The organism is Streptosporangium sp. NPDC049376 (genome assembly GCF_044466505.1).
Taxonomy (GTDB): domain Bacteria; phylum Actinomycetota; class Actinomycetes; order Streptosporangiales; family Streptosporangiaceae; genus Streptosporangium.
This window is the reverse complement of record NZ_JBITMT010000011.1, coordinates 105,968-131,367: the sequence shown is the minus strand read 5'-3', so window position 1 is coordinate 131,367 and position 25,400 is coordinate 105,968. Positions and strand designations below refer to the sequence as shown.

The window sequence follows — 25,400 nt, the reverse complement described above, 5'->3', positions numbered from 1 at the left end:
CGTCGCCGGGCGCCGTGGGCGCAGGTACGATCTTCACCCACGAAGATCACGGACTGGACGGGGATGACGAGGAGAAGACCCAACGGTCTCACCGCTCTGCCGGTGGCTGTCCTGCTGCTCACCGGATGCGCGGACCAGGGCGCCGAGAGGGCGGCCGAAGCCCCCAGGAGGCCCCTGGACGTCTCCGTCCTGCGTATCTCCAAGGCGGACTACGACCCCGCCCTCTCACCGGAGGCCCTGGCCGGACAGGAACCCGTCGTCGTGGCCGGGGTGGTGGACGGCTGGCAGCGGGGACCCGCCCTGGAGAGCTACGAGGACGGCCCCCTCGACCACCGCGTGGTGCTGAGGATCAGGGCCACCGACGTCCTCAAGGGCACGGTCCCCGGCGGAGTGGTCTTCGTGGAGCTTGACCAGGGGGCGGTCGTCCGGGACGACTCCCTGCCCGCCGAGAAGTGGAAGCCCGCGAAGTCGGTGGCCGACTTCGCCACGGCGATCCCCGCCGGGACGAAGGCCATGGCGTTCCTCGCCGAGAGGCCGCCCCACGAGCAGCGGGTCCTCGACGCGGGCGAGCCGCTTCCCGCGCGGGCGCACCTGATGGGCGCGCCACCGCAGGGCCTGGTCTTCGAGGACCCGTTCCTGGCCGCCCGGCAGCCCGACCGTCCCGCGCTCGTCGGCGGCAAGGAACCCCTCGACGCCGCGGGCCGTACGCCATGGCTGGAACCGAGAAACATGACCGAACTGATCGACCGCCTGAAGGACAAGGGCTTCTCCGGACAGCCCTTCGGAGGGCGCGCCGCCGTACCTTGAAAGCATGATCGAACGGGCTGGGGTCGCGGTTGTCGGTGTCGGTAACAACGTGTCCGCGTTTCTGCAGGGGATGGCGCTGTACCGGGCCACGGGGGAGTTGGTCGGGGTCCGGCGGCCGGTGCTCGGGGGGATGGGCGTCGGTGACATCGACTTCGTGGCGGCGTTCGCCATGTCCCCGGGGAAGGTCGGGAAGGACCTCGCCGAGGCGATCTTCGCACCGCCCAACAACTTCCCCCGGATCGTCGACGACCTGCCGCCGTCGGGTGTCACGGTACGGCGTGGCCTCACGGCCGACGACGCAGGCGCCGACGCCGCCGAGGTGGAGCGGGTGGCCGGGGAGCTCGCCGGAGCCGAGGTGGTGCTCTACGCGGCCCCCAGCGGAAGGCAGCGAACGGCGGAGGCCTACGCCGAAGCGGCGCTGCGGGCGGGTGCGGCGTTCGTCAACATCACCTCGGACACGGTGGCCCGTGATCCACGGTGGCTTGACCGGTTCACCGAGGCCGGGCTTCCCCTGCTGGGGGACGACCTGACCAGCCAGTTCGGCACGTCCATCGTGCACCACGCCCTGTTGCGGCTGCTGGAGGAGCGAGGGCTCACCCTGGTCAGCTCCTACCAGGTCAACCTGGGCGGCACCGAGGACTTCCGCAACCTGGCGGAGAACGACAACACCAAGATGGAGTCCAAGCTCAACGCCCTGGGCACGGCCGGGCGGGTTGAGCTGGCCCCGCTCGGATACCTGCCGCACCTGGAGTCGCACAAGGTGGCGCACATCAACATCGAGGCGCAGGCGTGGGGCGGGGCCCCGGTCAGCCTGGACCTGAAGCTGAAGGTGCACGACCCCAGCGGCGGCGCCGGGGTGATCGTCGATCTGGTCCGCATCGCGGCACACGCGCTCCGGCGGCGGCGCGGCGGCTGTCCGCCCGAGACGGCGTCACTGCTCAAGTCCCCGCCCACCGTCTAGGCCTTCCCACCGCCTTGCCAGGGCGGTCAGCGGGCATGAAAAAAGGGGCGTTCGCCCCTTTCCACTCTCAACGTATAGCGCATGGGGGGACTTGCCACAAGGCCCCTGGTATGCCGCAGAATCGTCGGCCGAGGCCAGGATCTGCGAAAACGGGGGACGCGGAATGCGTGTGGTGTTGTCGACGTACGGCTCGCGAGGGGACGTCGAACCACTGGTGGCGCTGGCGGTGCGGCTGCGGGAACACGGCGTGGAGGTGCGGGTGTGCGCGCCGCCGGACGAGGACTTCGCCCGGCGACTGGCCGGGGTCGGTGTCCCGCTGGTTCCGGTCGGGCCGTCGGCCCGTGCGCTGACGACGGCGGCTCCGCCGTCCGCGGGAGACCTGCCCCGGCGTGCGGCCGAGGTGATCGCCGGCCAGTTCGAGGCGCTCGTCCCGGCGGCCGAGGGGTGCGACGCGCTGGTGGCGACCGGCATGATGCCCGCCGCCGCGGGCGCGCTCTCGGTGGCCGAACGGCTGGGCGTCCCCTCGGTCTCCGTGACCTTCCAGCAGCTCACCCTGCCGTCGCCGTACCACGCGCCGCTGGCCTATCCGGGCAGGCCGTTCCCGCCCGAGGTGACCGACAGACGGACGCGGTGGGACCTGGACGCCCGCAATATCAACGAACTGTTCGGTGAGGCGCTCAACGTCAACCGGACGGCGGCCGGGCTGCCGCCGGTCGACGACGTCCGTGGCTACGTCGTCGGCGAGCGGCCATGGCTGGCCACGGACCCGGTCCTGGACCCGTGGCGGGAGACGCCGGAACTCGACGTCGTGCAGACCGGCGCGTGGACGCTGCCCGACGAACGGCCGCTCCCGGCCGAGCTGACGGCCTTCCTCGACGCCGGGGAGCCCCCGGTCTACGTGGGCTTCGGCAGCATGCCCATGCGGTCCGTGAAAGCCGAGGCGGTCGTCGAGGCGGTCCGGGCACGGGGCCGTCGTGTGGTCCTCGCCCGTGGCTGGGCCGACCTGGCCCCGATCGGCGGCCGGGACGACTGTTTCGTCGTCGGCGAGGTCAACCACCAGGCGCTGTTCGCCCGGGTGGCCGCCGTCGTACACCACGGCGGCGCGGGCACCACGACGACGGCCACCCGGGCGGGCGCGCCCCAGGTGGTCGTGCCCCAGGCCGCCGACCAGCCGTACTGGGCGGGCAGGGTGGCCGAACTGGGCGTCGGCGTGGCGCACGACGGCCCGGCCCCGACGGCCGAGTCCCTGTCGGCCGCGCTCGGGGCCATACTGAGCCCCGAGACCCGGGCGCGGGCGACCGCCGTGGCCGACACGGTCCGCGCCGACGGTACGGCGGTGGCCGCGCGGCTGCTGCTCGACATGATCGGCGAGAAGAGGCCGTGAACCGCTCAGAACCGCCGAACAAGATCGGAACCGATGTGAAGACCGTCAGCGCGTTCGACCTTCCCGAGGGCCTCGCCGCCAAGGCCGTACCGGCGCTGATCGCCCGTGACGAGCGGCACTTCGCGGCCATCGCGGAGAGTCTCGAACAGTCGATCGCCGAACTGTCCGACCGGCTCGACGCCGAACTCAAGGCTCCCGGCGGCGCGGGACGGCAGGCGATGGACCGGGACATGCAGGTCCACCGGCTGACCGCCCGCCTGCGCACCCTGCGCCGCTTCGGCCTGGACCTGTGCCTCGGGCACATGGTCGGTACGGACGACCCCGAACCCGTCTACATCGGGCGGCTCGGTCTCACCGACAGTGAGGGCCGCAGACTGCTGCTCGACTGGCGTTCCCCGGCGGCGGAGCCGTTCTTCGGCGCCACCCACGCCAACCCGATGGGACTGGCCAGCCGCAGGAGATACCGCTGGACCCGGGGCCGGATCAACGACTACTGGGACGAGGTGTTCACCCAGGACGGGTTCGAGGGGCACGCCGCGCTCGACGACCAGTCCGCCTTCATCGCCAGCCTGGGGACCAACCGGTCGGCCAGGATGCGGGACGTGCTGGGCACCATCCAGGCCGACCAGGACGCCATCATCCGCGCCGGGTCCCGTGGTGCCCTCGTCGTGGACGGCGGCCCCGGCACCGGCAAGACCGTCGTCGCCCTGCACCGTTCGGCCTACCTCCTCTACTCCGACCCGCGTCTCGGGCACAACCGGGGCGGCGTGCTGTTCGTCGGCCCCCACCAGCCGTACCTCGCCTACGTCGCCGACGTCCTGCCCAGCCTCGGCGAGGAGGGCGTACGGCTGTGCACCCTGCGTGACCTCGTCCCCGAGGGGGGCTCCGCGGCGGTCGAGGCCGATCCCGAGGTGGCCCGGCTGAAGGCGTCCGCCGACCTGGTGGGGGCGATCGACAAGGCCGTCAGGTTCTACGAGAACCCGCCGACCGAGGGGATGACGGTCACGACGCACTGGTCGGACATCTGGCTGGGCGCCGACGACTGGGCCGAGGCGTTCGCCGTACCGGACCCCGGCACCCCGCACAACGAGGCGCGCGGCCAGATCTGGGAGGAGCTGCTCACGATCCTGGTGGACAAACACGGCGACGAGGAGGCCCCCGCCCATCTGCTGCGCAGGTCGTTGACGGGCAACCGGGAGCTGGTCACGGCCTTCAACCGCGCGTGGCCGCTGCTTGAGGCGACCGACCTCGTCGGGGACCTCTGGACGGTGCCGGCCTACCTGCGGCTGTGCGCCCCCTGGCTCGACCGCGACGAGATCCGCAGGCTCCAGCGGGAGAACGCCCAGGCCTGGACGGTCTCCGACCTGCCGCTGCTCGACGCGGCACGTCAGCGGCTCGGCGACCCCGAGGCGGCCCGGCGCAGGCGTCGGCAGAACGCCGCCCTCGCCGCCCAGCGTGAGCGCATGTCGCGGGTCGTGGACAACCTGATCGAGGCCGACCCCGACGGTGAGGGGCTGGTGACGATGCTGCGCGGGGAGGACATGCGCAACTCCCTGGACGACGAGACCGTACTGCCCGGCGCCGAGAAGGACCCGCTGGCCGGGCCGTTCGCGCACATCGTCGTGGACGAGGCCCAGGAGCTGACCGACGCCGAATGGCAGATGCTGCTCTCCCGCTGCCCGTCCCGCAGTTTCACCGTCGTCGGAGACCGCGCCCAGGCCAGGCACGGGTTCACCGAGTCGTGGCAGGAACGCCTCGAACGCGTCGGTCTCGACCAGATCGCCCTGGCCTCCCTCAGCGTCAACTACCGGACGCCTGAGGAGGTCATGGCCGAGGCCGAACCGGTCATCCGGGCCGCGCTTCCCGACGCCAACGTGCCGGTCTCCATCCGCAGTGTCGGCGTCCCCGTCCTGCACGGCCCCGTATCCGACCTGGACACGATCCTCGGCACCTGGCTCGCCGAGCACGCCGAGGGGGTCGCCTGCGTCATCGGCCACCCCGCCTTCCGGGAAACCCCCCGCGTCCGCTCCCTCACCCCGGAACTGGCCAAGGGCCTGGAGTTCGACCTGGTCGTCCTCGTCGATCCCGACAGGTACGGCGAAGGCATAGCGGGAGCCGTGGACCGCTACGTCGCCATGACCCGGGCCACCCAACGCCTGGTCATCCTCACGACCCCCTGAGCATCAGCTCCGGACCCGGGAGAGCACCACGTAGCCGTCCGACGAGAAGGCGACGCGGTAGTCGTTCCTGAGCAGGAAGTCGACCCGTGCGGTCTGCTCGTCGAGTGACGGGAACGGGAAGGCGTGCTTTCCGACGTCCGCGACCACCCAGGGGGCCCAGCGTACGGTTCTGTCCCACAACAACGTCCTGGTCCGGCTTGAGAGGGCGGGGGCGACATTGTTCGCGGCTTCGACCAGGGCGTTATCGGGAACGACGGCAACGGCTGCGGCAGCCGCCTCCGTCCGGGTCGTCGAGGCGTGGAAACCCACGCCGAAGAACCTTCCGAACGCGAAGAAGGGAGTCATCGCGACACTGACCAGAAGGACCAGTGAAGGCCATCCTCGAACGACGCGGAGAAGCCGTCCGGGGTTCTTCGCGTCTGGCTCCGGTGACGTCCGGGATCGTATGCGGGCCGCCATTCTTCGATATCCGTCGACTCCCCCGACGAACACCACCATCACGATGAAGGCGTTGTAGTGGTATTTCGGCTCCCACCAGTTCGGGAAAGAGCTTGAGAGCATTCGCTCCATCAGCAACGGAACGGCGGCGACGGTGACGGGCGACATGACCGAGGCGAAAAGGAGCGGGGCGAGGAGCAGAACCACGGTCTGGATCTTGACGGGAGGCGTGGCGAGCAGGGAGACGGCGTCGAACGGATGCGTCAAAGCACGCAGCGCGGCCTCTCTGAAATCACGGCCCAGCCCCGAGTAGGCCCAGTAGTAGTCCGCCCGGCCGCCGAAGTGCGGGATGAGGACCTGGGTGCACAGATAGGCCGCCACCGCGCCGACCAGCACGAAGAGCGCCCCGAGGGCGCGGTCCCCCTTCCTGGTGATGAAGAACAGTCCCACACCGGCCACGAGAAGCCCCATGTCCTCCTTGACCTGCAGGATCAGGAAGGCGGCCAGCAGGACGTGCCACCTCCTGCCCGCCTGGTGGCGCTCAAGGAGAACGGCCGTCAGCAGCGGGACGAAGGCGACCTCGTGGAAGTCGAAGGCGACGGCCTCCGCGACGGGCCAGGAGATCGCATAGGCGACGGCGACGCAGTACGCCATGCGCTCGGCGCCGTACTTGGAGACCACAGGCCCGGCACTGAACGCCCTGAAGGCGTATCTCCAGAGAAACGGTATCGCCGACGCCAGAAGTATCGCCTGCAGGACGAGCAGGGTCTCCGGACCGTCGTGCACCCAGTAGAACGGGGAAAGCAGGGCCAGGATGGGCGACCAGTGGTCCCCCAATATCGAGAACTGGTCGCCGAAGCCGTTGTGGACACCTTTCACCATGGCCACCGGCGGCCCCAGGTGCGAATACGAACGCACCGCCTGATCGAAGATCACCAAATCGTAGGCGCTCGCCCGGAACCTGGCGAACGATATGAGGGAGTACGCGGAGTAGAACACGGCGGAAAGAACGGTGAGGACAAGGAGGGGTGCCCTGCTCAGCCCCTTTTCCGGGGCCCGGAACGCCGCCGGCGATTTCCTTCTGCTCAGAGTTCCGGCCATGCGTCCTCTCCGTACGGAGGCCTCGGGAAAACAAGAAAGCTGCCGATCTCCCCCTGTGACGGGATTCGACCGGCAGCTTCTTCGGTACATGATCAGCTTACCTACCTTTTGGCAGGATTGCCGACTTTTTGGTGATTTATCAGCCGAAGTCCGGCAGGATCAACGCCCTCGGCGACCTCGGACCCGGTGCGTGTTTTCTCCCTGAAATCGAGATGTCTTGAATCTTTCCGGCATTCGATACAACCGATCCGACCGATCGGCACTCATCGAGAAGGACCGGTGACCCAAGGCGTCGGCTGTGGAAACCTTCGACACGGACACCGACGCGGGCGGCCGAACGACGGCCCGCTCGGGAGTGGGTCTAGCCCCACCCTTCCGTACGGCCACCCTCATACTGGGCCGGTTGGGATCTCCGTAGCGTCGTCACCACAGCGACACGGAGGAGAAGGACCCATGAACGAGATGACGAGCACCGGCGACGCCCGCGCTCAGGAGGCCTTCGCGGCGGCGAGGAAGTACGTCCTGCTCTTCGGTGCCATCAGCGCCGTCGTCCTGGGAACGGTCGCCGTGATGGCCTTCATCGGCGGCGAGACGACCTCGTTCATGTGGGTCCGGGCGGTCGTCATGCTCGCGATCGCCCCGCTGCTCCACCGGATGGTCGTCCGGGCCGCGGAGGGGTCCGCCAAAGCCTTCGACCGGGTACGGACCCTGTCCGTCGTCATGCCGATCGCAATCATCGGCGTCGACCTGATCCCCGGCCTCTGCCCCGCGTGGTACGCCGTGCTCCAGGGCCTGTCGGGGCTCGCCCTCGTCGCCGTCGCCGTCATCACCCGCGGCCCCGCCTTCCCCAGGAAGAAGTGACCGCTCCGCCTGGGGAGCCTCCCGGCCACCCAACCGTCGGCAATAGACGGATATGGACAGCGGGTCTCGATGCCGATTCGGCGCCGGTGACGGAGGCCGCGGAACGCTCACCACCGGCCCGGGGCCCGGCCTGAGCGCGAACCTCTCCAAGGACATCCGGAGGATCGAGCTCTGCGAGCTGAAGCCCGGATGGGGATACTCCTGCGCGGACTGGAAGCCCTGATCCGGCCAGGCGGTTCCGGGCCGGGGCGCCCGTCCTACACGTGCGTACGAGGGGCGGCCGGTACAGACCGGTCTCCCCTCGCACGTGCCGGCAGGGACACCCAAGGCCCTGTATGGAGGCGTTAGTCTGCGGCCATGATCGTCTTCCGTGAGGCCGTACCCGATGACTTCGCCGGTGTCATGCGTCTCTATCGGCAGTTGCAGCCGAAGGACCCGGTCCTGAGTGACGGGTCCGACGTGGCGACCTTCACGCGGATCCTGGACTCGCCCGGCCTGCATCTGTTCGTACTCGAAGCCGAGGGGGCCGTGGTCGCCACGGCGTATCTGAACGTGATCCCGAATCTCACCCGCTCCGCGTCGCCGTACGCCGTCATCGAGAACGTCGTGGTCGAGGAGAGCCTGCGGGGCACGGGGCTGGGCAAACAGGTCATGGCCGGTACGCTTCGGGCCGCCTGGGACGCGGGTTGTTACAAGGTGATGCTGCTGACGGGGTCGAGCAGGCCCGCCACCCACGCGTTCTACCGGGCGTGCGGTTTCTCCTCCGACGCCAAGACGGCCTACCTCGCCCGCCCCTCGTGAGGCCGTGGACTCACGAGGGGCGTTCACCCCGCCCGGCCGGTAGCGAGGATCACGAGACCAGCGGGGTCGTGAAGGACGTGGCGGGCCTGGGGCGGGGGCCGCTCAGCAGGAGACCTCCGGTGAGGGCGACCATGGCCGCGGTCGCGCCGTGCACGCCGAAGGCGATCGCGGGCGTTCCGCCGGAGAACAGCACGAGGAGCATGTCACCGACCGGGGTGAGCGCGATGGCCAGCATGGCCCACCCCAGGACTCGGCGGTTGCCGGTCAGGGTGATCGCGAGGATCACCAGGCCGGAGACCACGTCCCGGATCCCCTTGACCGCGAGGAAGCCGGCTCCTTCGCCCTGCGGCCAGCTCGGCAGGCCGAAGTTGGGCGCCATGGACTGGGGTGCGACGAGGTAGCTCACCCCGATGTAGCCGATGAACAGGGCGCCGACGACGGCGAGGACGGTACCGATCTTCGTGAGCATCAGAGCTCTCCTCCACCGTTGGTGGACGCCTGGCGGTCACGGGTCCAGACCGGGCTGTCGAGGAAGTGGTTGTCGTACAGCTCCTGGGAGGCCAGCAGTTCCTCAAGCGTGGCCTCTCCCCTGCGCAGCCGGTCGAGCAGCCGGAAGTACTCGAAGCGCTGGATGCCCGGGGCGACGACGATGAGGAGGTCGGCGGTGTGGCCGGGAGCGGCGGCGAAGGCGTGCGGCGTCATCGGGGGCACGGCCGCCACGTCGCCCGCCCCCAGCGTCACGATCTCCTCGCCCGCCAGGATGCGGGCCTTGCCGTCCAGGATGTAGAACAGCTCGGTCGAGGTGGCGTGGTGGTGGGGCACGGCGCCGTCCGCGCCCTCGGTGAGGGTCATCCTGAGGGTGCTCAGCGCGCCGCCGGTGTCGCTGGAGTCGAGCAGCAGTCGTCCGGTGGCGGTGGCCGAGACGATGGTCTCGGCGTCGACCTCTCGGACGACGGCGGTTTCCGCGATCAGCGACATGTCATGTTCCCTTCGAGCGCGCAGGAGACGAGCCGTTCCGCGTAGGCCCGGTCGATCGGTGCGCCGGTGATCATTACTCGGTAGTAGAGGGCTCCCGCGAGCTGGTCGAACAGCGCCTCGGCGTCGAGGTCGGCGCGCAGTTCGCCGCGTAGCCGGGCGCGCTCGATCAGGGCGAGCACGATGGCGTTGCGTCTGGCGTACTGCTCGCGGCCCAACCGGCCGATGTCCTCGTGCCTGGCCGCGGCGCCCACGAGTTCGCCGACGGCTCCCGCGGACGGGCCCCTGTTGCCACCCGCGGCACGCATCCGGTTGAGCCCGGCGGCGATCTTCTCCAGGTAGTCGACGAGGTCGGTCCGGATGTCCCCGGTGTCGGTGATCTCGTCGTCGGCCTGCAGCCGGGCCACCACCGCGACGGCCAGGTGGTCCTTGGTCGGCCAGCGGCGGTACAGCGTGGTCTTGGCCACGCCCGCCTGCTCGGCCACCTCGTCGACGGACAGCCCGGCGTAACCGCGCTCGAAGATCAGCGCGGCGGCGATCCGGAGCACCCGTTCGTCCACCTGCGTGTCACGCGGTCGTCCGCGCGGCGCCATCGCGACCCCCTCATTTACGAAACCCTTGTTGCGAAATAAAAGCTACTCCTCCGCCCTCCAATTACGCAACTCCGGTTTCGTAAACGACGCGGGGGCCGGTCAGCGGAACGCGGCGGCGTTGCGCGTCGCCCAGGCGGCGAACGGCGTGGCCGGACGGCCGAGGACGCGCTCCACGTCGGGGCTGACCGCCTGCTCGGCCTCGGTTGGCTCGCCGAGGATGGACAGCGTGCCCTCCACCACCGGAGCGGGCATGAACGCCGACATCTGCGCGTGCGCCTGCTCGCGGGTCTGCTCGACGAACGTCACCGGCTCGCCGATCGCCCGCCCGATCGCCTCGGCCCGCTGCCTCGGCGTGGTCGGCGCCGGACCGGTGAGCACGTAGGTCGCGCCGTCGTGCCCGTCACCGGTCAGTACGGCGGCGGCCACCGCCGCGACGTCGTCGGGGTCGACGAACGGCAGGCCGACCTCGGCGAACGGGGCGGCGGCGGTCCGGTGCGCGCGGATCGGCTCGGCCCAGGCGAACGCGTTGGAGGCCATTCCGCCCGAACGCAGCACCGTGAACTCCAGCCCGGAGGCGGCCACGGCCTGCTCGAAACCGGCGGCGTGCGCGTAGGCGCCGCCGGGCCGGGTGCCCACCCCCTGGGAGGACAGCAGCACCACCCTGGCCACCCCTGCGGCCTTCGCCCTTGCCAGCACCCCGGCCGGGTCCTCCCCGGCGACCAGCAGGAACAGCGCCTTGGCACCGGCAAGCGCGCCGGAAAGACTGTCGGCGTCTCCCAGGTCCGCGGCCACGGCGCGAACCCCGGCCGGGACGTCGGCCGCCTCGATCCGGCGGGCCACCGCCGTCACCTGCTGCCCGGCCTCGACGAGCTCCCGCACCAGCGCACGGCCGACGTTCCCGGTGGCACCCGTAACAACGATCATGACTCTCCCCGTTCCAGGATGGCGAATCGCTTCGCCGCTTTGTTAGTTAGTTGACTAACTGAAATCAACGCTAGCGGACCGCCTCTTGCTTGTCCAACCTGAATTGGGCAACTGACTCACAACGGATCGCGCGGGACCGCCAGGCTCGGAGGCGTGACCTTTCCGGGGCCGCCGACCGGCGACTCCGTCAGGGGGCGAGACCGGATCGGCGAACAATCGAGGGAAACGCCAGGCACCGCAGGAAGGACGCTGATGGTCGAGATCCCCGTGGACAAGCTCAAAGGTGTCTTCGACCTGCTCGTGGAACGGATCAGCGCCGGTGGGCAGGTGGTGGAGATCGACGCCGAGGAGTTCTGGTCCGTGCCCCGGGACCAGGCCTACGACGTCTACAACGAGCCGCGAGACCTCACGATCGGCGCGCTGTCCGATTCGTGGGGCTACCTGGACGACATGCTCTCCGATCCCGACCGCGTCGTGGGATACGGGTTCGTCTGGCTCTCCGAGGTCCTCCGCGCCATCGGCGACGAAGCATCCTCCTGAAGGCCGTCCAGCGGCCGACGCCGTCCAGTTCGGCCAGGTGACGCCCTCGTCGTGCGCCCAAGGCGGCGCCCGCACCGGCATCGGCATCGGCATCGGCATCGGAGAGAAACTTCCCATGGGGAAGTAGGTACTTTGGAGCGTGTAACCCGTCCGCCGGTGAGAGGTGCGACCAGTGACGACGAAGGCGACCCAGGCCAAGGTGGAGTACGACGCGTTCCTGGCAGCGTGCCCCAGCCGACAACTGCTCGCCCGGATCTCGGACAAGTGGGTCGTCCTGATCCTGTGCGCGCTGGGCGGCGACGACGGCCCCGGCAGGGCGATGCGTTACTCCGAGATCGCCCGGCTTCTGGCCGGGGTCAGCCAGAAGATGCTGACCCAGACGCTGCGGTCACTGGAGCGCGACGGCCTGCTCACCCGCACCGTGACGCCGACCGTCCCCGTCACCGTCTCCTACGAGCTGACCGACCTCGGCCGCTCGCTCCACCACATGACGCGCGGGCTCAGAAGCTGGGCGCAGACACACATGGCCGAGGTCCTCGCGAACCGCGACGACTACGACGCCCGCTGAACTCCGGTCCGGGACCGGTACACCTGGAGCACGGCGCCCACCATGACGACCCCGGCGGCGACCGCCAGGATGTTCCCGGCGAACGCGACGGGAAGGTGTTCCCGGGGCGCGAAGCCGTCGGGACCGAAGGCGGAGATCCCCAGTTTCCAGCCGCTCCACGCGGTCAGGAAGCCCGATCCGGCGAAGGCCACCGCCATCGGGAACCACACGGGCAGCCGCCTGGCCACCCGGGCGGTCAGCACACAGACGCCTCCCGCCGCGGCGAACGCCCACACACCGGAGGTGGCGGCGAGCAACCGGCCGTTCAGACCGAGGTCGGCGCGGAGCCCCACGGTGCCGCCGACCGCCCAGAACGACCACATCACCCCCAAGCCCGCCGCGACGGCAAGTGCCGCCCGTACGGCGTTCGCCCGCCAGGTGGGACGGACCCGGGGGAGGTCGCCGACCCGGCCCAGGAACGCCCAGGGCCACCGTTCCCGCAGATAGATCGGCAGGCCGACGGCCAGGCCCAGCCCCATCCCGGCGAAACCGATGGCCAGGAACGCCATCTCCCATCCGGCCGCCGCAGGCTCGGCGACGCTCACGGCACGTGCTCCCTCCTCGGTGTTCCCGTCGCCGAGCAGAGCGCCCACCGCCATATAAGGCAGCATCGGCACCAGGAAACCGGCGGCCGTCCAGGCGGGGAGCAGCAGCAACGGCGCCGGGATCCGCATTCCCCAGGGCCGGGCCAGTGACAGCCCGAGCGCCACCCCGGCCGCCGCCATCACCACGGTCAACGCGTTGAGCAGCGCCCAGTCGGCCACCTGCGTCTCGGCCTCCCACGAACCGCCGCCGAGCAGCAGCCTCGCCACCCAGATCACCTTGACCAGCAGATACAACGACATCGTCCCGGCCGCGCAGTATCCGGCGCCCTGCCGTACGGCACGCCACCTCGGCCCCACGGACGCCGCCTCTGGAATCGACATGTACTGGAGTATGACGAGACGGGACACTGACCTTTAGGTCGCTCTCAGCCTCCTCTCAGAGGGTCTCAGCCTCCTCTCAGAAACGGCCCGGGACCCTTGGTTCCCGGAAATGTCAGAAACGACGCCAGTCGTAACCGACGGCGGCGTATCCGGTCGGGCAGTCGGCGGTCAGGCCGGTGGTGTCGCCGAAGTCCTTCGCGAAAAGGCTCCAGTACCAGAGACCGTTCGCGCACTTGACGCCGATCTGGTATTTCTCCGGTCCGGTGCCGCCGCACCAGCCGGTGGCATGGCCGGTTCCGGACTGCTGGTAGTAGGAAATGGCACAGGTACCGTTCCAGTCGGCATTGGCGGCGGGGGCGGCGAGCAGGGCGGCACCGAAGGCCGCCGAGGCGATCCCACCCAGGAGAGCTGCGCGTATGCGTGTCCGCATAGTAACCTCCCTAATACGTCTACGGATGTTTCCGTGGGCGGGTGTGTTTTCCAGGCCTCCCGCCCGCGGCAGTCCTGCCATGCGCCAGAATTCCGGCCAAGGCCTTTGTTTCCGCCTTATCCAGTTTCAGGCCCGACTCTGCGCCTGATTACATCCGGCCATTCGAAGAACCGAAACCATGCATATATTCGGCATTATGGCCGGAGAGCTCCTGGTCGCTTATCAACCAAAGAAGTATCACGCGCGATTATCGCCACACCAGACGGCAAAACTGCCATTCTCGATGGCAGAGGAGACCGCTCAGGCCGAAGACGTCGGCGATGGCGAAGGCCAGGGGCGGGCCGGGGTCGTACCGCTCGGTCTCGATGACGTTGACGGCCGCCAGGAGACCTGGCACCGGTCTGCCTGACCCCATCGGCGGGCCGCACGCGGTTCGCGCAGCCGGTTCTTCATGGTGCCCCGTCATCGACGACCACGGTGCCGCGGACCTCGGCCGCCGACGGCTCCTGGCCGGCGGCCGTGTGCGGAAAGGTCCCGCGTCGTTCAGCGGGCGGCTTGGGTGCCGGTCTTCGCCGTCGCGGCGCGTACCGGGGGCAGGGACCTTTGGAGGAGGGCGCCGACCAGCAGGACGAGGCCTGCGTTGAGGAGCTGCAGCAGGTCGAGGACGGGCCCGGAGATGACGTCGTTCAGGAACAGGTTGATCGTGACCAGCAGGGCGCCGTGGGCGGCCACACCGACGCCGACGACGCCGAGCAGGCGCCACTTGCCGAGCGGCGGGTCCTGGTGCCTGAGGAAGACGCCGATCATCCAGGCCGAGGCGGGCAGGAACATCACGACCGCGGTGAGCAGCCCCGGGTTGTACGTGCCGGTGGCAAGGGCGGGGACGATGTGGACGAAGCAGTTGACGATGACGATGCTGTAGAACGCGAACCCCATCATCACGTACTTGCCGGCGAGCAGGGCGCAGATCACCGCCACGACCCAGACCAACCCGATGTTGACGAACAGATAGAACTCTGTCGGGATCGGGCATTCCGGATAGGCACCCCGGTTGAGCGTGGTGCACAGGAAGTCGGGGAAGGCGTGGTGGGCGCCGTCGGCGGCGATGCCGTACTCCTCGATGTTGTGGAACAGGTACACGACGACGGCGACCCAGCCCAGCCAGGTCGGGTCCTTCCACCGGGGCAGGGCGCGGCCGCCGCGCAGCGCGTCGGTCGTCAGGAGGGCGGCCGTCAGGACGATCGCGGCTCCGAGGCCGATCCAGGCGAATTCAAGATCGAATGTGGAGAACATGCGCGGGGTGCCTTCCAGGGGTTCTCGGTGCGGATCCGCCGCCGGACACGGGTCGCCCATCGGGCTCCGGACCACCACACTGTATTTCAACACTTGTTGATGTCAACAGCTGTTGATATCGGATAGGGTGCCTGGCATGGGCGAGAAGGACTCCGAGCGTCCCGGGCGGCCGCCTGGCGGCGACGGCCGTAACCGGGACCGCATCCTGGCCGCGGCCAGGCACGAGTTCGCGGCCAAGGGGTTCCGCGGGGCGACCATGCGGTCGATCGCCGCGGCGGCGGGGGTCGACGTCGCGCTGCTGGCCCACTACTTCGGCAACAAGGACGGCCTGTTCGCCGCCACCCTCCAGCTGCCCGGCCAGGCGGTCCAGCAGGTCCGGGAGGCCTTCGACGGGCCCGTCGGAGAGCTCGGCGAGCGCCTGACCCTCGCCTACCTGTCGCTGTGGGAGGACCCCGGCCTGGCCGGGTCCCTGAGCGCCACGGTGACGTCGGCCTTCGCCCACGAAGGCGCCCGCGAGCAGCTGCGCGCGCAGCTCACCGCCGCCCTGCCCGAAGACGTCCTCTCCCTGCTGCCCGGCGACGACCCGGACCTGCGCCTGGCCCTGGCGCTCAACCACCTGTTCGGCATCGCGCTGGGCCGCCACCTGCTCCGGCTCCCGGCCCTGGCCGACCGCGACCTGCCCGTCCTCCTCGCCGCCGTCGCCCCCACCGTCCAGCACTACCTCGCCGGCCCCCTGGACCGCCCCGAGCCCGCCACCACCTGAGCCGAGCAGCCACCGCCCAAGGCCCCGCCCCGCCGCAAACACCCCAGAACATCAAAGGAACATCACGCGCGACCGTCGCCGCACCGGACGGCAGACGGGACCACCCAGGCAAGCCCTCCAGGGCTCGGGTCGTTCGGAGCGGAAGGTCCCCTCGGTGGTCAAACAGGTCCTAGGTCCAAGGTCCCGGATCGCGCCGACCGGGCGTCCGATGCCGTGGAACACGGCGAGCGGCATAGTCGTGCCAGACAGCGCAGCGCACGCCAAGAGGGGAGGGGCGATGACCGGACCGGACGGGCCAAGTCCGGGCGCCGCCCACCCCAGCGCCCTCAGAGGGTGTGCCAACAAGTGTCCGCCGGTCCCGGTGCAGCCATGACAGGCCACCGAACCACACACGGACGAAAGGCACACCCATGTCCACAACCCAGTCCCCGCCCCGCAGCCGACGGCCGGGGCGGAGCCTCGCGCTGCTCGCGCTCGGGCATCTGATCATCAGTCTCGACTTCACCATCATCTATGTGGCTCTGCCCGACATCGCGACCGATGTCGGCTTCACACCGCACACCCTGCAATGGGTGATCACCGCGTACGCCGTCCTCTACGGAGGCTTCCTGCTGTTCGGCGGCCGGCTGTCCGACCTGATCGGGCGTCGGCGGATGTTCGTGCTCGGCATGGCGCTGTACGGCGTGGCCTCCGTACTGGGCGGCCTGGCCACGGCCCCGGCGGTACTGCTCACCGCGCGCGCCTTGCAGGGCCTCGCCGGCGCGGTGCTGTTCCCCGCGGTGCTGGCCCTGGTCAACACCACCTTCGCCGAGGGCAGGGAACGCAACCGCGCCCTGACGGTCTGGGCCATGGCGGGCGCAGGCGGGCTCACCGTGGGCGCGCTGGTCGGCGGGGTGCTCACCCAGGCGCTGGGCTGGCAGGCCGTGTTCTACGTCAACGTCCCGCTGGCCGCCGTGGGGGCCGTCGCCGCCTTCGCCCTGCTGCCCTCCGACGGCCGTGTCACCAGAGGAGGCGTCGACGTTCCGGGAACCCTGACCGGTACCGCGGGCGTCACGCTGTTGATCTTCGCGGTGGCGCACGGCTCCGAGGTCGGCTGGGGACGGGCCGAGGTGATCGCCGCGGCCGCTCTCGCGGTGGTCCTGCTGGTCGTTTTCCTGCGCGTCCAGGCCCGCGGCCGGACACCGCTGATGCCGCTGCGGCTGTTCCGCAACCGCGCGTTCAGCGGAGGAGTCGTGGTCATCCTCGTCTTCGGGTTGACGATGCAGGCCGTGCCGTACTTCCTGACGCTGTACTTCCAGAACGTCCTTGGCTTCAGCGCCCTGGAGACCGGGCTGGCGTTCCTCGGCCCGACGCTGTCGATCACCGCGGGCAACTTCCTCAGTGAGCGGCTGATCCACCGGTTCGGCACCCGGAACACGCTGGTCGTCGGCATCGTCCTCAACGCCGTGGGCGCCGTGCTCCTGGCCCCCGGCATGCACGTGGGCGGATCCTTCCTCACCGTCCTGGCCGGGGTCGTCGTCATCGGTCTGGGCATGGGCGTCACCTACGAGGCCATGTGGATCGCCGCGGGCACCGGCGTCTCGGCGGACGAACAGGGCCTGGCCTCCGGGGTCGCCTCAACCGCGCTGCAGGTGGGAACCGCCGTGGGCCTGGCGGTGCTCGTGGCCGTCGCCAACCGTGACATCGAAGGGCAGGCCCTGGCCGCCACCTCCGCCGAGGGAATGCGCGTCGCCGTCCACGTCCTGGGCGCCGTCATGCTGACAGCCGTCCTGGCCGCCCTCAGGCTCCCCGGCTCGCGTGCCGGGGGCACCGTTGTCTTGAGTGACTCTCGGCGGTCAGACATGTAGGGCATGTGAGGGTTCGGGGAACACGCCTGACCGGTATCCAAGGGTTGTCAGGCATGTTGATCACGTCAGGAGCGAGGTCGACCGTCATCTAGGGTCGTCGAGCGAACCTGCCGGCCGGCGGCCTGAAAGCCTGTCGGGCAGCAGGTTCGTCCTGGTCCACCGCTGTCGCGTCGCCTTGGGATCGGTGACCTCAGCGGGCGCAACGGGCGCATCGCAGGGCATCGATCAGACCAGGAGGTCCAGGGTTCCGGGCGTTTCGATCACCCCGACCTTGTATGAGACCCCGCCGCCGTCAGCGGTCGAAAAGGGGGAAACGGCGCCCAGCCGTCTGTGCCAGCATGCTCCATCATGGTGGAACACGAGACGAGCAACGAGACCTTGGCCGCCATCGCCGGCCTGCACGGGATCAGCGCCGAGCAGGTGCGGCCCCTGCCGCAGGGGGTGGCCAACCATGTCTTCCTTCTCGGAGACGACCTGGTCCTGCGCGTCCCACGGGCCGAGCGGTTCCTCCCGGACCTGGTCAAGGAGTCCGCGGTCATTCCCCTCGCCCTGCACGTCGGCGTGCGCACTCCGGAAGTCGTCGCCTTCGATGACACCTGTTCGGTGGTGGACGTGCCCTACATGGTGCTCACCCGAACGCGGGGAGTAGATCTCGCACGCCTCGAACCACCCGCCGCCGACACGGAACATCTCTTCCGGAACGTGGGGCGAGAGCTGGGCAAACTGCACCGGCTCTCCCCGGCCACCGCGCCGGCCCTTACCGGCGTTCCCGTGGACAACGACGTCACAGACCCCTGGGCGCTCACCGACCGCCTCCTCAAGGACGGCTGGATCGACGCCGGGACCGCCCGCTGGCTCACCGGATGGTTCGACCGGCTCTCGCCCCATCTCCCCACCAGCCCGCCCATGGTCCTGGTTCACGGCGACATCGCTCCGCAGAACCTGCTCGTCTCCCCGAAGACGACCCAGCTCAACGGCATCGTGGATTGGGGCGATGCCGCATGGGCAGACCCCGCTGTCGACTTCGCCAAGATGCCCCTCGCCGGCGTCCCGGCCATGCTCGACGGCTACCGACAGCAAACCGGCCAGGAAACCCCAACGAGCGCGCCGACCTGGGAAGCCCGCGTGCTGTGGCTCCACCTCACCTGGGCACTTGGACGCCTGAAAGATCCCGTCCCGCGCCCGGACGAACGCCACTGGACCGCCCCTCCGGCCAGCCGGCTTCTCGGCCTCCTCCGCTTCTTCGCCTCAGCTCCGCCGGCCCCTTGGGCCGATCTGTCCTGATGCCTCGCCCGGACCTCCCCGACGATCCGGATGGCCTTCTGCCGTCCGTCACCGTGGGCGCCGACCGCCCTTTCCCGCTCTTCGGCGGCGGCCCCGGACCGGTTCTGGGCCGCCCAGTACGGCTCTCGCCCTCGTCGGCTCCACCCGCATCTCGTTCACCGACCTGAAGACACTGCTCCCCCAGGCCGCGCCCATCCTCGGGCTGACGCCCGGCCCGGTGGCGCAGGCGATCGGCACCCGTGGCGTCAGCGGCACGCCGCCGGAGCGCACAGGACCACATATCCCTTTTCGGAGAAGACCTTGCGGTAACCACGCTTCTGCAGAGCCGCCACATCCGAAGCCTGGTCGGCGACCGAGGCGAAATGGGGTTGCCTCTCGTCGAGATCGGCGACGACCCACGGCGCTCTCTGGGGCCGTTCGGCGGTTTTCGCGGCCCAGGCCACGACGTGTGTTCTCGCGGAGATCTGTGGTCCCAGGCTGTTCGCGGTCTCGACCAGTACCCCGTCCGGGACAGTGGCCAGCGCCGCGACGGCGGCGGGTACGCGGTCGGGCGTTCGGTACCACGCTGGTGAGAACAGATTCCCCAACGCGAAGAACGGCACTGTCCCGACCATCATGAGCGCCATTCCCGCCGGGAGGTACAGCGTGGCAGGGCGCGACACCTCCTTACGCGCACGACGCCGAACACGTGCCAGGCCGTCGACCGCCGCACAGACGAGTGCCATGACGACGGCGGAGTTGTAGTGGTAGTGGGTACTCCACCAGCCGGACGCGCCAGGGTCGGTGGCCAGCATCCTGGCCAGCAACACCGCTCCCGGAGCGAGCATGTACGGCGAGGCCAGGCACAGAAAGAACAACGGCCCCAGGAGGAGCAGCACGGTCCACGCCTTGACGCCGGGGCTGAAAAGAGTGGTCACCACATCGTGCGGCCGGGTGATGACACCGACGATCGCATCCGACTGATCGGCCCCCCAGAACGAGTAGTACCAGTAGCGATCGGCCTGGCCACCGAAAAACGGAATCACCACATGCGTGGCGAGGTACATGTAGAGGGCACCACAGACGAACAGCGTGGCCCCGAACAAACGCCTTCCACGCGTCAATCCCAGCCCGACACCAAGTCCGGCCACGAAAATTCCCATGTCCTCTTTGACCGCAAGGACAAGGGCCAGGAACGGGATCGTCTGAGCGAGCTTTCCGGCGCTTATCCTCTCGAAAACCAGGGCGGTCAGGAGAGGGACGAAAGCGTACTCGTGGAAGTGGAACGAAACCGCCTCCGCGATGGGCCACGAGAGCAGGTAGGCGACGGACACGAAATAGGCGGCGGGCACTCCCAGAGTCCGGCGCACGAACGTCCAGAGGGGCACCACGGCCAGGGAGAAAAGTATCGCCTGCGCGACGATCAGTGTCTCCGGACCGTCATATATCCAGTACAAGGGCGCCAGCAGCACCAGTATCGGAGATAAATGATCCCCCAGCAGGGAGAACGGAACACCCGGGGTTTCCCAGTTTCCCTTGACGTACGACAGAGGTTCCGAAAAATTCGCATAGCCACGGACACCCTGATCGAATATCACCAGATCGTAGACGCCCACGCGGAACGTGTAGAACTTGACAAGCCCCAGCGTACCGTACACGACGGCCCCCACGACCACCATCAAACCCACGAAAACCCGGTGGCGAAAAAACGGGGAACCGCCGGAGAGGCCCAAGGACGGCTCTGTCCGCACGCTTTCATCTTCGGCTCTTGATCGCATGCGCTCCATACTGAACGAAAACGCCGCGGTTGGCCGACGTATCGACCAACCGCGACAAGTGAATGTCAGTACCGGCGCCAGCCGTGGTTGAGGGAGGCGTACCCACTCGGGCAGTAGGCACTCAGACCGGTCCGGTCACCGAAGGCCTTCGCTCCGGCGCTCCAGTACCAGACGTTGTTCCCGCACTTGACGCCGATCTGGTATTTCTGCGGCCCGGTGCCGTCACACCAGCCGGTAGCATAGCCGGTACCGGAGCCCTGATAGTGGGCAATGGTGCAGCTGCCGTTGTAATCAGCGTTGGCGGCGGGGGCGGCGAGCAGGGCGGCGCCAAAAGCCACCGAGGCGATCCCGCCCAGGAGAGCTGCGCGCATACGTGTCCGCATAGTAACCTCTCTAATACATCTACGGATGTCCCGTGGGCGGGTGTGGTTCCTAGGCCTCCCGCCCACGGCAATCCTGCTATGCACTTGAATCTTGGTCAAGGTCTTTGTTTCCACTTTGTTTCACTTCAGGGCGACCCAAGTGCACAATTACAAATCGGAACCCGACATATCGAAAACATGTGTGGCCATAACATACGGTCCGCAACTATTTCAGATTACGGTCGAGAAACTCCGAACCGGCTTTCACCGCTAATTCACCTATTTGCCGACAACGTGCCGCATGCGATTACCGTTGTGCCGGGACGTCAGGGCGGCCATTCAGATGGGCCGTCATTCGGCCTCCGTTCCCGACGGCGGCGGCCTGCGCCCCGGATCGCCGGGCGCCCCACGAACCGGCCAGAGCGGCGACCCCGGAGCCGTACCGCCGATCGCTCCTGTGTCGCTCGACCGACACGTTGTCCACAGGCGAACAGGTGAATGTGGACGTACGGCAGGGCCGCAGGAGCCCAGGAAGCCCTTGGACAAGAGGGCACCGGTGAACGCGCCGTGGGATGTCTCAGGTCTGCGGTGTTTCGTCGATCGCTGCGCCGTAGCTCACCTGGTACCGGCCCGCGGGGATCACGATGTCAGCCGATGGGCGTCCCCTTGACCAGGGCGAAGGGTTCCCAGCTTGTGGAGAGCGTCACCGGTTCGTCGTCGGCGGTGAACGCGCCGGAACGGGTGGAACCGCCTGGTAGCACCGCAGCGGCGGAGACGGCCGGTACGCCTTCCCCTACCGCGTCGAACATCCCAGCCCGCAGGCGGACGCGTGGCTCCACGGCTACCGCACCGAGTGCGTGTCCCCCAGTCCAACTACGTCCGGGGACGACGTGAGGTGACGGGAACGGTCTTCTGCCGATCTCTCGCTGACAAATCCTTCGCGGCCCGTTCCCGGCCCCGGACGTTCTCCACGTCCGGGACACAGCGGACGTATCTTCATCAATATGGGGGTGCCCGATGATCGATCCGCCGCCGAAGATTCGATTGACCACCACCACACGACTTGTCCTTGATCTGTTCCTGGCCACCGATCCCGACGACCCGCTGTGGGGATACCGCGTCACCGAGGAGACCGGGCTCGGTCCCGGCACGGTCTATCCCTTTCTCGAACGGCTGGAGAAGGCCGGGTGGATCACCGGCTCCTGGGAGGCGGGTGTCCCCGAGGGCCGGCCCCGGCGCCGTCTCTACACCCTGTCCGGCACCGGCCGCCAGGAGTACGCCGCCCTCCGGCGGGGCCGTACCTCGCTGTGGTCCTGGAGTCCGAGGAGGACCGGACGGTGATCGACGACCCGGTCGGCACGGCGGGCTGGTTCGACTCCGACGACTCGGCGTCCGCCGAGATCAGCGACCACGAACGTCTCATGATCATCGGCATCGCCGTCGCCGCCACCCTTCTTCTCCTCGCCTTCAGCGTCTACGTCTGGCTGGACAGCGGCGACCTGTCGGGCAGCCTGTCCTTCGCCGGGATGGCCCTGTTCGTCGGTGGCTCCATCGTCTCGGTCAACGTCCTCGACAGTCCGGCCTTCCGGAACAGGACACACGGCCTCCTCGCGCTACGCCTCGCCCTGCGCGTCGGCGGCCGCGCCCGGCGGTGGCAGGCCGAAGACTGGCAGGCCGCCGTCGAGGCCTCCCCGAACCCCGTCCGGTACGGCCTCGGCCTAGTCCGCGCCGCCCTGTTGATGAGGCTGTACGACCTCGGCACCCTGCTGCTGAGGGCCGCGTGCTGGGTGCTCGCCTCCAACCACCGCACCTGGTGGCCCCTGGGTTCGGTGCTGGCCTTCGCCGCGGTCAACGTCCACCTCGCCCAGGGCTGGGGTTCGGCCTTCTACACGCTGCCCACCATCGTCGCCTTCCACCTGGGCGTCGAGCACCTTCGCCGCCGCTGGAACATCCCCAGGAAGCGCGACTGACCCGTCCTTCGTGAAGGTGAACCCGGGCATCGGCGGAACAGGGATGTGGATCACCGATGTCCGGGAGGTCGCCTTGCGTGTCCATCTGATGATCGTCGCCAGACGTACGGGCGTCCCGCTGCCGCCCGTGGTCCTCGACGCGGCACGCCAGGGGATCGCCCGTGCCTTCCCGGTGCCCGCCTCGACCCTGGCCTCGGACGAGTGGCACTCGGCCACCGGTGACACGGCGCTGCTGTCCTGGTCGAACGAACCCGAGGGGCACGGGTCGCCGATCATGTGCTCCGGTGGCGGCCGGGTCGCGGCCCTCACCGGGCACCTGGCCGAACCGTCCGAGGTGGACCGGCTGCTCGCCGTACCCCGGCTCGGCGAGGCCGTCACCCGCACCGGTGGTGTCTTCTCGATCTTCCGGGTCGCCGGGACGGAGGTGAGCGCCGCCACCGGGCTCACCCGGGCCTGTCCCGTCTTCCACGCCGAGACCCCGGACGTCCACGTCATCGGCAGCCGCGCGCTGCTCGTGCACCTCGTCGCCAGGGCCGCCGAGACGTCGTCGAGCCGCCCCGCGATCGTCTGGGACCTGGCCGCCCTTGAGTCGATGGTGCGGGCGGGCTACTTCCTGTCCGACGAGACGCCGTTCCACGGGGTCGGCGCGCTGCCCCCGGCCGCCGAGATCAGGGTCGAGGGCGGGCGCCGTACCGTCACCGAGACCCCGTTCCCCGAGGCCCGCGAGGCCCCCGCCTCCCGACGCGCGGCACGCGCCCAGGTCGACGAACTCGCCGACGCGCTACTCACCGCCGTACGACCGCTGCGCCACACCACCGAGCCGGTACGGCTGTCGCTCACCGGTGGCCGTGACAGCCGTCTCCTCGCCGCGCTGCTGCACAGGGCCGGCATCCCGTTCGTGACGGCCACCTCCGGGCATGACGACAGCCCCGACGTGGTGCTCGCCGAACGTGTCGCGCGGGCCCTCGGCGTACGGCACAGCGTCGCCCGGCCGAAACGGTCCGACGACGGCACGGAGCTGGTCGTCCCCCATCCCCACGTTCGCGGCCACAACGTCCTGTTCGCCTGCGAGGGCATGATCTCGGTCTACGAGAACATCCCGGCCGGCGTACGGTTCGACCCCACGCCACGGATGTCCGGGCACGGCGGGGAGGTCCTGCGGGGCGGGTTCCTGCACAACCAGACCGGTCTGGACGCCAAGGCCGTCAGGCGGCGGATCGACGGCCTCTTCAGCAGGAACGCCGACCTGCTGACCGACCAGGGCAGACAGCACGCCCAGGCCCTGGCCTCCCCCTGGCGGGACCTGGACGGCCCCGGCGCCCTGGACCGGCTGTATCTGGCGCACCGTGTGGGCCGCTGGCACGCCGCCTCGCGGGCGTCGTTGCTGCGCGGCCAGAACCCGGTCCCGCCGTTCCTCGACAACCTGGTCGTCAGGACCGCGCTCGGGATCGACCCGCTGTGGCGACGCTCGGAGGCGCTCATCCACGGGGTGATCAACGCCTTCGCGCCCTCGCTGCGGGACGTGCCCGTCGAGGGGCGTCCGTGGCGGTTCACCGAGGAGAGCCGCCCGAGCCTGTGGGACCGGCTCCGCTCACGTGGCCTGCCCCTGCGTTCCGGGCCTTCCGCCGGTTCTCCTGCCGGTTTCCTGAAAGCCTCCGCGGCTTCCGCGGGGAAGCCCTGGAACTGGCGGACCGAGCCCTCGGCCGAGCTGACCGGCCTGCTGCGCGCGGCCGTGATCGACGACCGCGGGGAACTGCGGGCGGACGGGCTGGCACACGTCGTGGACGCGGCCCAGGTGGCACGGCTGCCGGACTCCCGGATGGACGTCCTGTGGCACCTCTACACCGTCTCCACGATGCTCACCGACGCCTTCGCCACCCCCGATCCCCCTGACCTGCCTTCCCTGCGCATCCCCATTCCGCGTTGATCGAATGGTTGACTTCCCCCATGCGTCTTCGGCAGGAAACACGTCTCTATCGGCTCCTCGTGTCGACCGTGTTCACCGAGGGACTCGACCACGACATGGACCTGTGGGCGCTGGGATTCGGTGCCACATGGGTTCAGGGAATGGACGCCGCGGCCATCACGGCGAAGTTCTCCCTGGACCCGAGCACCCGCACACCCTGCCGTCTGAGCGAGATCCTCGACCGCAACATCGACGACGGTTCCGTCTGGGTCGCCGAGGTCGGAGACTGGCTCTGCGTCGTGCCCGGAACGTACGACGACCGGTCTTTGCCGCCTCTCAGTGCCAACGGCGGGCAGGCCGTCGGCCTCACCATGGACGTCAACCACACCGAGCGGTTCGCGTACGCCCGCGACGGGCGCATGGTCGTCTCCTTCGACCCCCTGTCGCCCGACGAGAGGTCCGGTGACGACCCGCACGCGCTCGACCATCTGATGGAGGGGTTGCGTTTCCAGCTCAACGACCCGTACGACCCCGCGACCCCGGGAGGCCCCGAGGACCTCGTGGAAGAGGACGAGAGCATCAGCTCGACGCTGACGCTCATCGGACGGCTGACGGGAACGGACATCGCCGCCGACTGGTTCGACGCCCCGCATTCCTGTTTCAGGCCCGCCTCACAGCGGTGACCGTAGG

At 69.3% G+C, this 25,400-nt stretch carries 27 protein-coding genes; 15 read left to right on the top strand and 12 right to left on the bottom strand.

The genetic code is table 11. From position 1 onward, the window contains the following. The first annotated feature begins 63 nt into the window (after positions 1 to 63). The 4 genes from ACIBVQ_RS25995 to helR all read left to right on the top strand — a co-directional run bounded on the left by ACIBVQ_RS25995 (position 64) and on the right by helR (position 5,332). Positions 64 to 807: a hypothetical protein gene (locus tag ACIBVQ_RS25995; protein WP_399180569.1), complete on the top strand. Its 744-nt coding sequence runs from the start codon at positions 64 to 66 to the stop codon at positions 805 to 807. Positions 808 to 811: 4 nt separating this feature from the next. Beyond that, entirely contained in the window at positions 812 to 1,768 is a 957-nt protein-coding gene (locus ACIBVQ_RS25990) for an inositol-3-phosphate synthase (protein ID WP_362915273.1), read from the top strand. Positions 1,769 to 1,931: 163 nt separating this feature from the next. Further along, on the top strand, positions 1,932 to 3,152 hold the full coding sequence (locus ACIBVQ_RS25985; RefSeq protein ID WP_399180568.1) for a glycosyltransferase: 1,221 nt from the start codon (positions 1,932 to 1,934) through the stop codon (positions 3,150 to 3,152). Beyond that, positions 3,149 to 5,332 carry an RNA polymerase recycling motor ATPase HelR gene (gene helR / locus ACIBVQ_RS25980; protein ID WP_399180566.1) on the top strand — a complete coding sequence of 728 codons (2,184 nt, stop codon included), beginning with the start codon at positions 3,149 to 3,151 and terminating at the stop codon, positions 5,330 to 5,332. Before ACIBVQ_RS25985 ends, helR begins: the two co-directional genes overlap by 4 nt. Before the next feature lie 3 nt (positions 5,333 to 5,335). On the opposite strand, the gene ACIBVQ_RS25975 is transcribed toward helR, so the two are convergent. Next, positions 5,336 to 6,871 (bottom strand): DUF2079 domain-containing protein, encoded by a 1,536-nt coding sequence (locus tag ACIBVQ_RS25975; protein ID WP_399180715.1) that lies wholly within the window; start codon positions 6,869 to 6,871, stop codon positions 5,336 to 5,338. A gap of 453 nt (positions 6,872 to 7,324) precedes the next feature. Here ACIBVQ_RS25975 and ACIBVQ_RS25970 point away from each other — a divergent pair, with 453 nt between their 5' ends. Both ACIBVQ_RS25970 and ACIBVQ_RS25965 read left to right on the top strand, forming a co-directional pair. Continuing rightward, positions 7,325 to 7,732, top strand: a complete 408-nt coding sequence (locus ACIBVQ_RS25970; RefSeq protein WP_399180564.1) for a hypothetical protein — start codon at positions 7,325 to 7,327, stop codon at positions 7,730 to 7,732. Between the two features lie 357 nt (positions 7,733 to 8,089). After that, positions 8,090 to 8,533 (top strand): GNAT family N-acetyltransferase, encoded by a 444-nt coding sequence (locus ACIBVQ_RS25965; protein WP_386191285.1) that lies wholly within the window; start codon positions 8,090 to 8,092, stop codon positions 8,531 to 8,533. Between the two features lie 49 nt (positions 8,534 to 8,582). Here the strand turns inward: ACIBVQ_RS25965 and ACIBVQ_RS25960 are convergent, their stop codons facing one another. From ACIBVQ_RS25960 to ACIBVQ_RS25945, 4 genes are all read right to left on the bottom strand, one after another. Continuing rightward, complete coding sequence (locus tag ACIBVQ_RS25960; RefSeq protein ID WP_362915285.1) at positions 8,583 to 9,002, bottom strand: DUF4267 domain-containing protein; 420 nt, start codon at positions 9,000 to 9,002, stop codon at positions 8,583 to 8,585. Next, positions 9,002 to 9,511: a cupin domain-containing protein gene (locus ACIBVQ_RS25955; protein WP_362915287.1), complete on the bottom strand. Its 510-nt coding sequence runs from the start codon at positions 9,509 to 9,511 to the stop codon at positions 9,002 to 9,004. The genes ACIBVQ_RS25960 and ACIBVQ_RS25955 overlap by 1 nt, the downstream gene beginning before the upstream one ends. Then, a complete protein-coding gene (locus tag ACIBVQ_RS25950; RefSeq protein WP_399180561.1) occupies positions 9,502 to 10,101 on the bottom strand; it encodes a TetR/AcrR family transcriptional regulator in 600 nt (199 codons plus the stop codon). Before ACIBVQ_RS25950 ends, ACIBVQ_RS25955 begins: the two co-directional genes overlap by 10 nt. Before the next feature lie 99 nt (positions 10,102 to 10,200). Next, positions 10,201 to 11,025, bottom strand: coding sequence for an NAD(P)H-binding protein (locus tag ACIBVQ_RS25945; protein WP_399180559.1), 825 nt, complete (start codon positions 11,023 to 11,025; stop codon positions 10,201 to 10,203). Between the two features lie 252 nt (positions 11,026 to 11,277). Between ACIBVQ_RS25945 and ACIBVQ_RS25940 the strand changes: the two genes are divergently transcribed. Continuing rightward, positions 11,278 to 11,565, top strand: a complete 288-nt coding sequence (locus ACIBVQ_RS25940) for a hypothetical protein (RefSeq protein WP_399180557.1) — start codon at positions 11,278 to 11,280, stop codon at positions 11,563 to 11,565. 172 nt (positions 11,566 to 11,737) lie between these two features. Beyond that, positions 11,738 to 12,133, top strand: coding sequence for a winged helix-turn-helix transcriptional regulator (locus ACIBVQ_RS25935; RefSeq protein WP_399180555.1), 396 nt, complete (start codon positions 11,738 to 11,740; stop codon positions 12,131 to 12,133). On the opposite strand, the gene ACIBVQ_RS25930 is transcribed toward ACIBVQ_RS25935, so the two are convergent. The 4 genes from ACIBVQ_RS25930 to ACIBVQ_RS25915 all read right to left on the bottom strand — a co-directional run bounded on the left by ACIBVQ_RS25930 (position 12,118) and on the right by ACIBVQ_RS25915 (position 14,821). Then, the gene (locus ACIBVQ_RS25930) at positions 12,118 to 13,098 is read right to left on the bottom strand and encodes a hypothetical protein (RefSeq protein ID WP_399180553.1); all 981 of its coding nucleotides are present in this window, start codon (positions 13,096 to 13,098) and stop codon (positions 12,118 to 12,120) included. The genes ACIBVQ_RS25935 and ACIBVQ_RS25930 overlap by 16 nt on opposite strands. Before the next feature lie 112 nt (positions 13,099 to 13,210). Then, the gene (locus ACIBVQ_RS25925) at positions 13,211 to 13,528 is read right to left on the bottom strand and encodes a hypothetical protein (RefSeq protein WP_352012828.1); all 318 of its coding nucleotides are present in this window, start codon (positions 13,526 to 13,528) and stop codon (positions 13,211 to 13,213) included. 247 nt (positions 13,529 to 13,775) lie between these two features. Then, the gene (locus tag ACIBVQ_RS25920) at positions 13,776 to 13,925 is read right to left on the bottom strand and encodes a hypothetical protein (protein ID WP_352012827.1); all 150 of its coding nucleotides are present in this window, start codon (positions 13,923 to 13,925) and stop codon (positions 13,776 to 13,778) included. A 146-nt stretch (positions 13,926 to 14,071) separates the two neighbouring features. Beyond that, positions 14,072 to 14,821 carry an HXXEE domain-containing protein gene (locus tag ACIBVQ_RS25915; RefSeq protein WP_399180551.1) on the bottom strand — a complete coding sequence of 250 codons (750 nt, stop codon included), beginning with the start codon at positions 14,819 to 14,821 and terminating at the stop codon, positions 14,072 to 14,074. A 136-nt stretch (positions 14,822 to 14,957) separates the two neighbouring features. Between ACIBVQ_RS25915 and ACIBVQ_RS25910 the strand changes: the two genes are divergently transcribed. From ACIBVQ_RS25910 to ACIBVQ_RS25900, 3 genes are all read left to right on the top strand, one after another. Beyond that, the gene (locus ACIBVQ_RS25910; protein WP_362915303.1) at positions 14,958 to 15,584 is read left to right on the top strand and encodes a TetR family transcriptional regulator; all 627 of its coding nucleotides are present in this window, start codon (positions 14,958 to 14,960) and stop codon (positions 15,582 to 15,584) included. Between the two features lie 410 nt (positions 15,585 to 15,994). Beyond that, positions 15,995 to 17,431, top strand: coding sequence for an MFS transporter (locus tag ACIBVQ_RS25905; protein WP_399180549.1), 1,437 nt, complete (start codon positions 15,995 to 15,997; stop codon positions 17,429 to 17,431). Positions 17,432 to 17,809: 378 nt separating this feature from the next. After that, the gene (locus tag ACIBVQ_RS25900; RefSeq protein ID WP_399180547.1) at positions 17,810 to 18,715 is read left to right on the top strand and encodes a phosphotransferase family protein; all 906 of its coding nucleotides are present in this window, start codon (positions 17,810 to 17,812) and stop codon (positions 18,713 to 18,715) included. A gap of 245 nt (positions 18,716 to 18,960) precedes the next feature. Here the strand turns inward: ACIBVQ_RS25900 and ACIBVQ_RS25895 are convergent, their stop codons facing one another. From ACIBVQ_RS25895 to ACIBVQ_RS25885, 3 genes are all read right to left on the bottom strand, one after another. Then, positions 18,961 to 20,472: a DUF2079 domain-containing protein gene (locus ACIBVQ_RS25895; RefSeq protein ID WP_399180545.1), complete on the bottom strand. Its 1,512-nt coding sequence runs from the start codon at positions 20,470 to 20,472 to the stop codon at positions 18,961 to 18,963. A 65-nt stretch (positions 20,473 to 20,537) separates the two neighbouring features. Continuing rightward, a complete protein-coding gene (locus ACIBVQ_RS25890) occupies positions 20,538 to 20,843 on the bottom strand; it encodes a hypothetical protein (RefSeq protein ID WP_399180543.1) in 306 nt (101 codons plus the stop codon). Between the two features lie 638 nt (positions 20,844 to 21,481). Further along, positions 21,482 to 21,673 (bottom strand): hypothetical protein, encoded by a 192-nt coding sequence (locus ACIBVQ_RS25885; RefSeq protein WP_386191317.1) that lies wholly within the window; start codon positions 21,671 to 21,673, stop codon positions 21,482 to 21,484. 205 nt (positions 21,674 to 21,878) lie between these two features. Between ACIBVQ_RS25885 and ACIBVQ_RS25880 the strand changes: the two genes are divergently transcribed. From ACIBVQ_RS25880 to ACIBVQ_RS25865, 4 genes are all read left to right on the top strand, one after another. Continuing rightward, on the top strand, positions 21,879 to 22,175 hold the full coding sequence (locus tag ACIBVQ_RS25880; protein WP_399180541.1) for a PadR family transcriptional regulator: 297 nt from the start codon (positions 21,879 to 21,881) through the stop codon (positions 22,173 to 22,175). Continuing rightward, on the top strand, positions 22,172 to 22,804 hold the full coding sequence (locus ACIBVQ_RS25875) for a hypothetical protein (protein WP_399180539.1): 633 nt from the start codon (positions 22,172 to 22,174) through the stop codon (positions 22,802 to 22,804). The genes ACIBVQ_RS25880 and ACIBVQ_RS25875 overlap by 4 nt, the downstream gene beginning before the upstream one ends. A gap of 73 nt (positions 22,805 to 22,877) precedes the next feature. After that, positions 22,878 to 24,731: an asparagine synthase-related protein gene (locus ACIBVQ_RS25870; protein WP_399180537.1), complete on the top strand. Its 1,854-nt coding sequence runs from the start codon at positions 22,878 to 22,880 to the stop codon at positions 24,729 to 24,731. 59 nt (positions 24,732 to 24,790) lie between these two features. Further along, complete coding sequence (locus ACIBVQ_RS25865; protein ID WP_399180535.1) at positions 24,791 to 25,393, top strand: DUF6461 domain-containing protein; 603 nt, start codon at positions 24,791 to 24,793, stop codon at positions 25,391 to 25,393. The last annotated feature ends 7 nt before the right edge of the window (positions 25,394 to 25,400 follow it).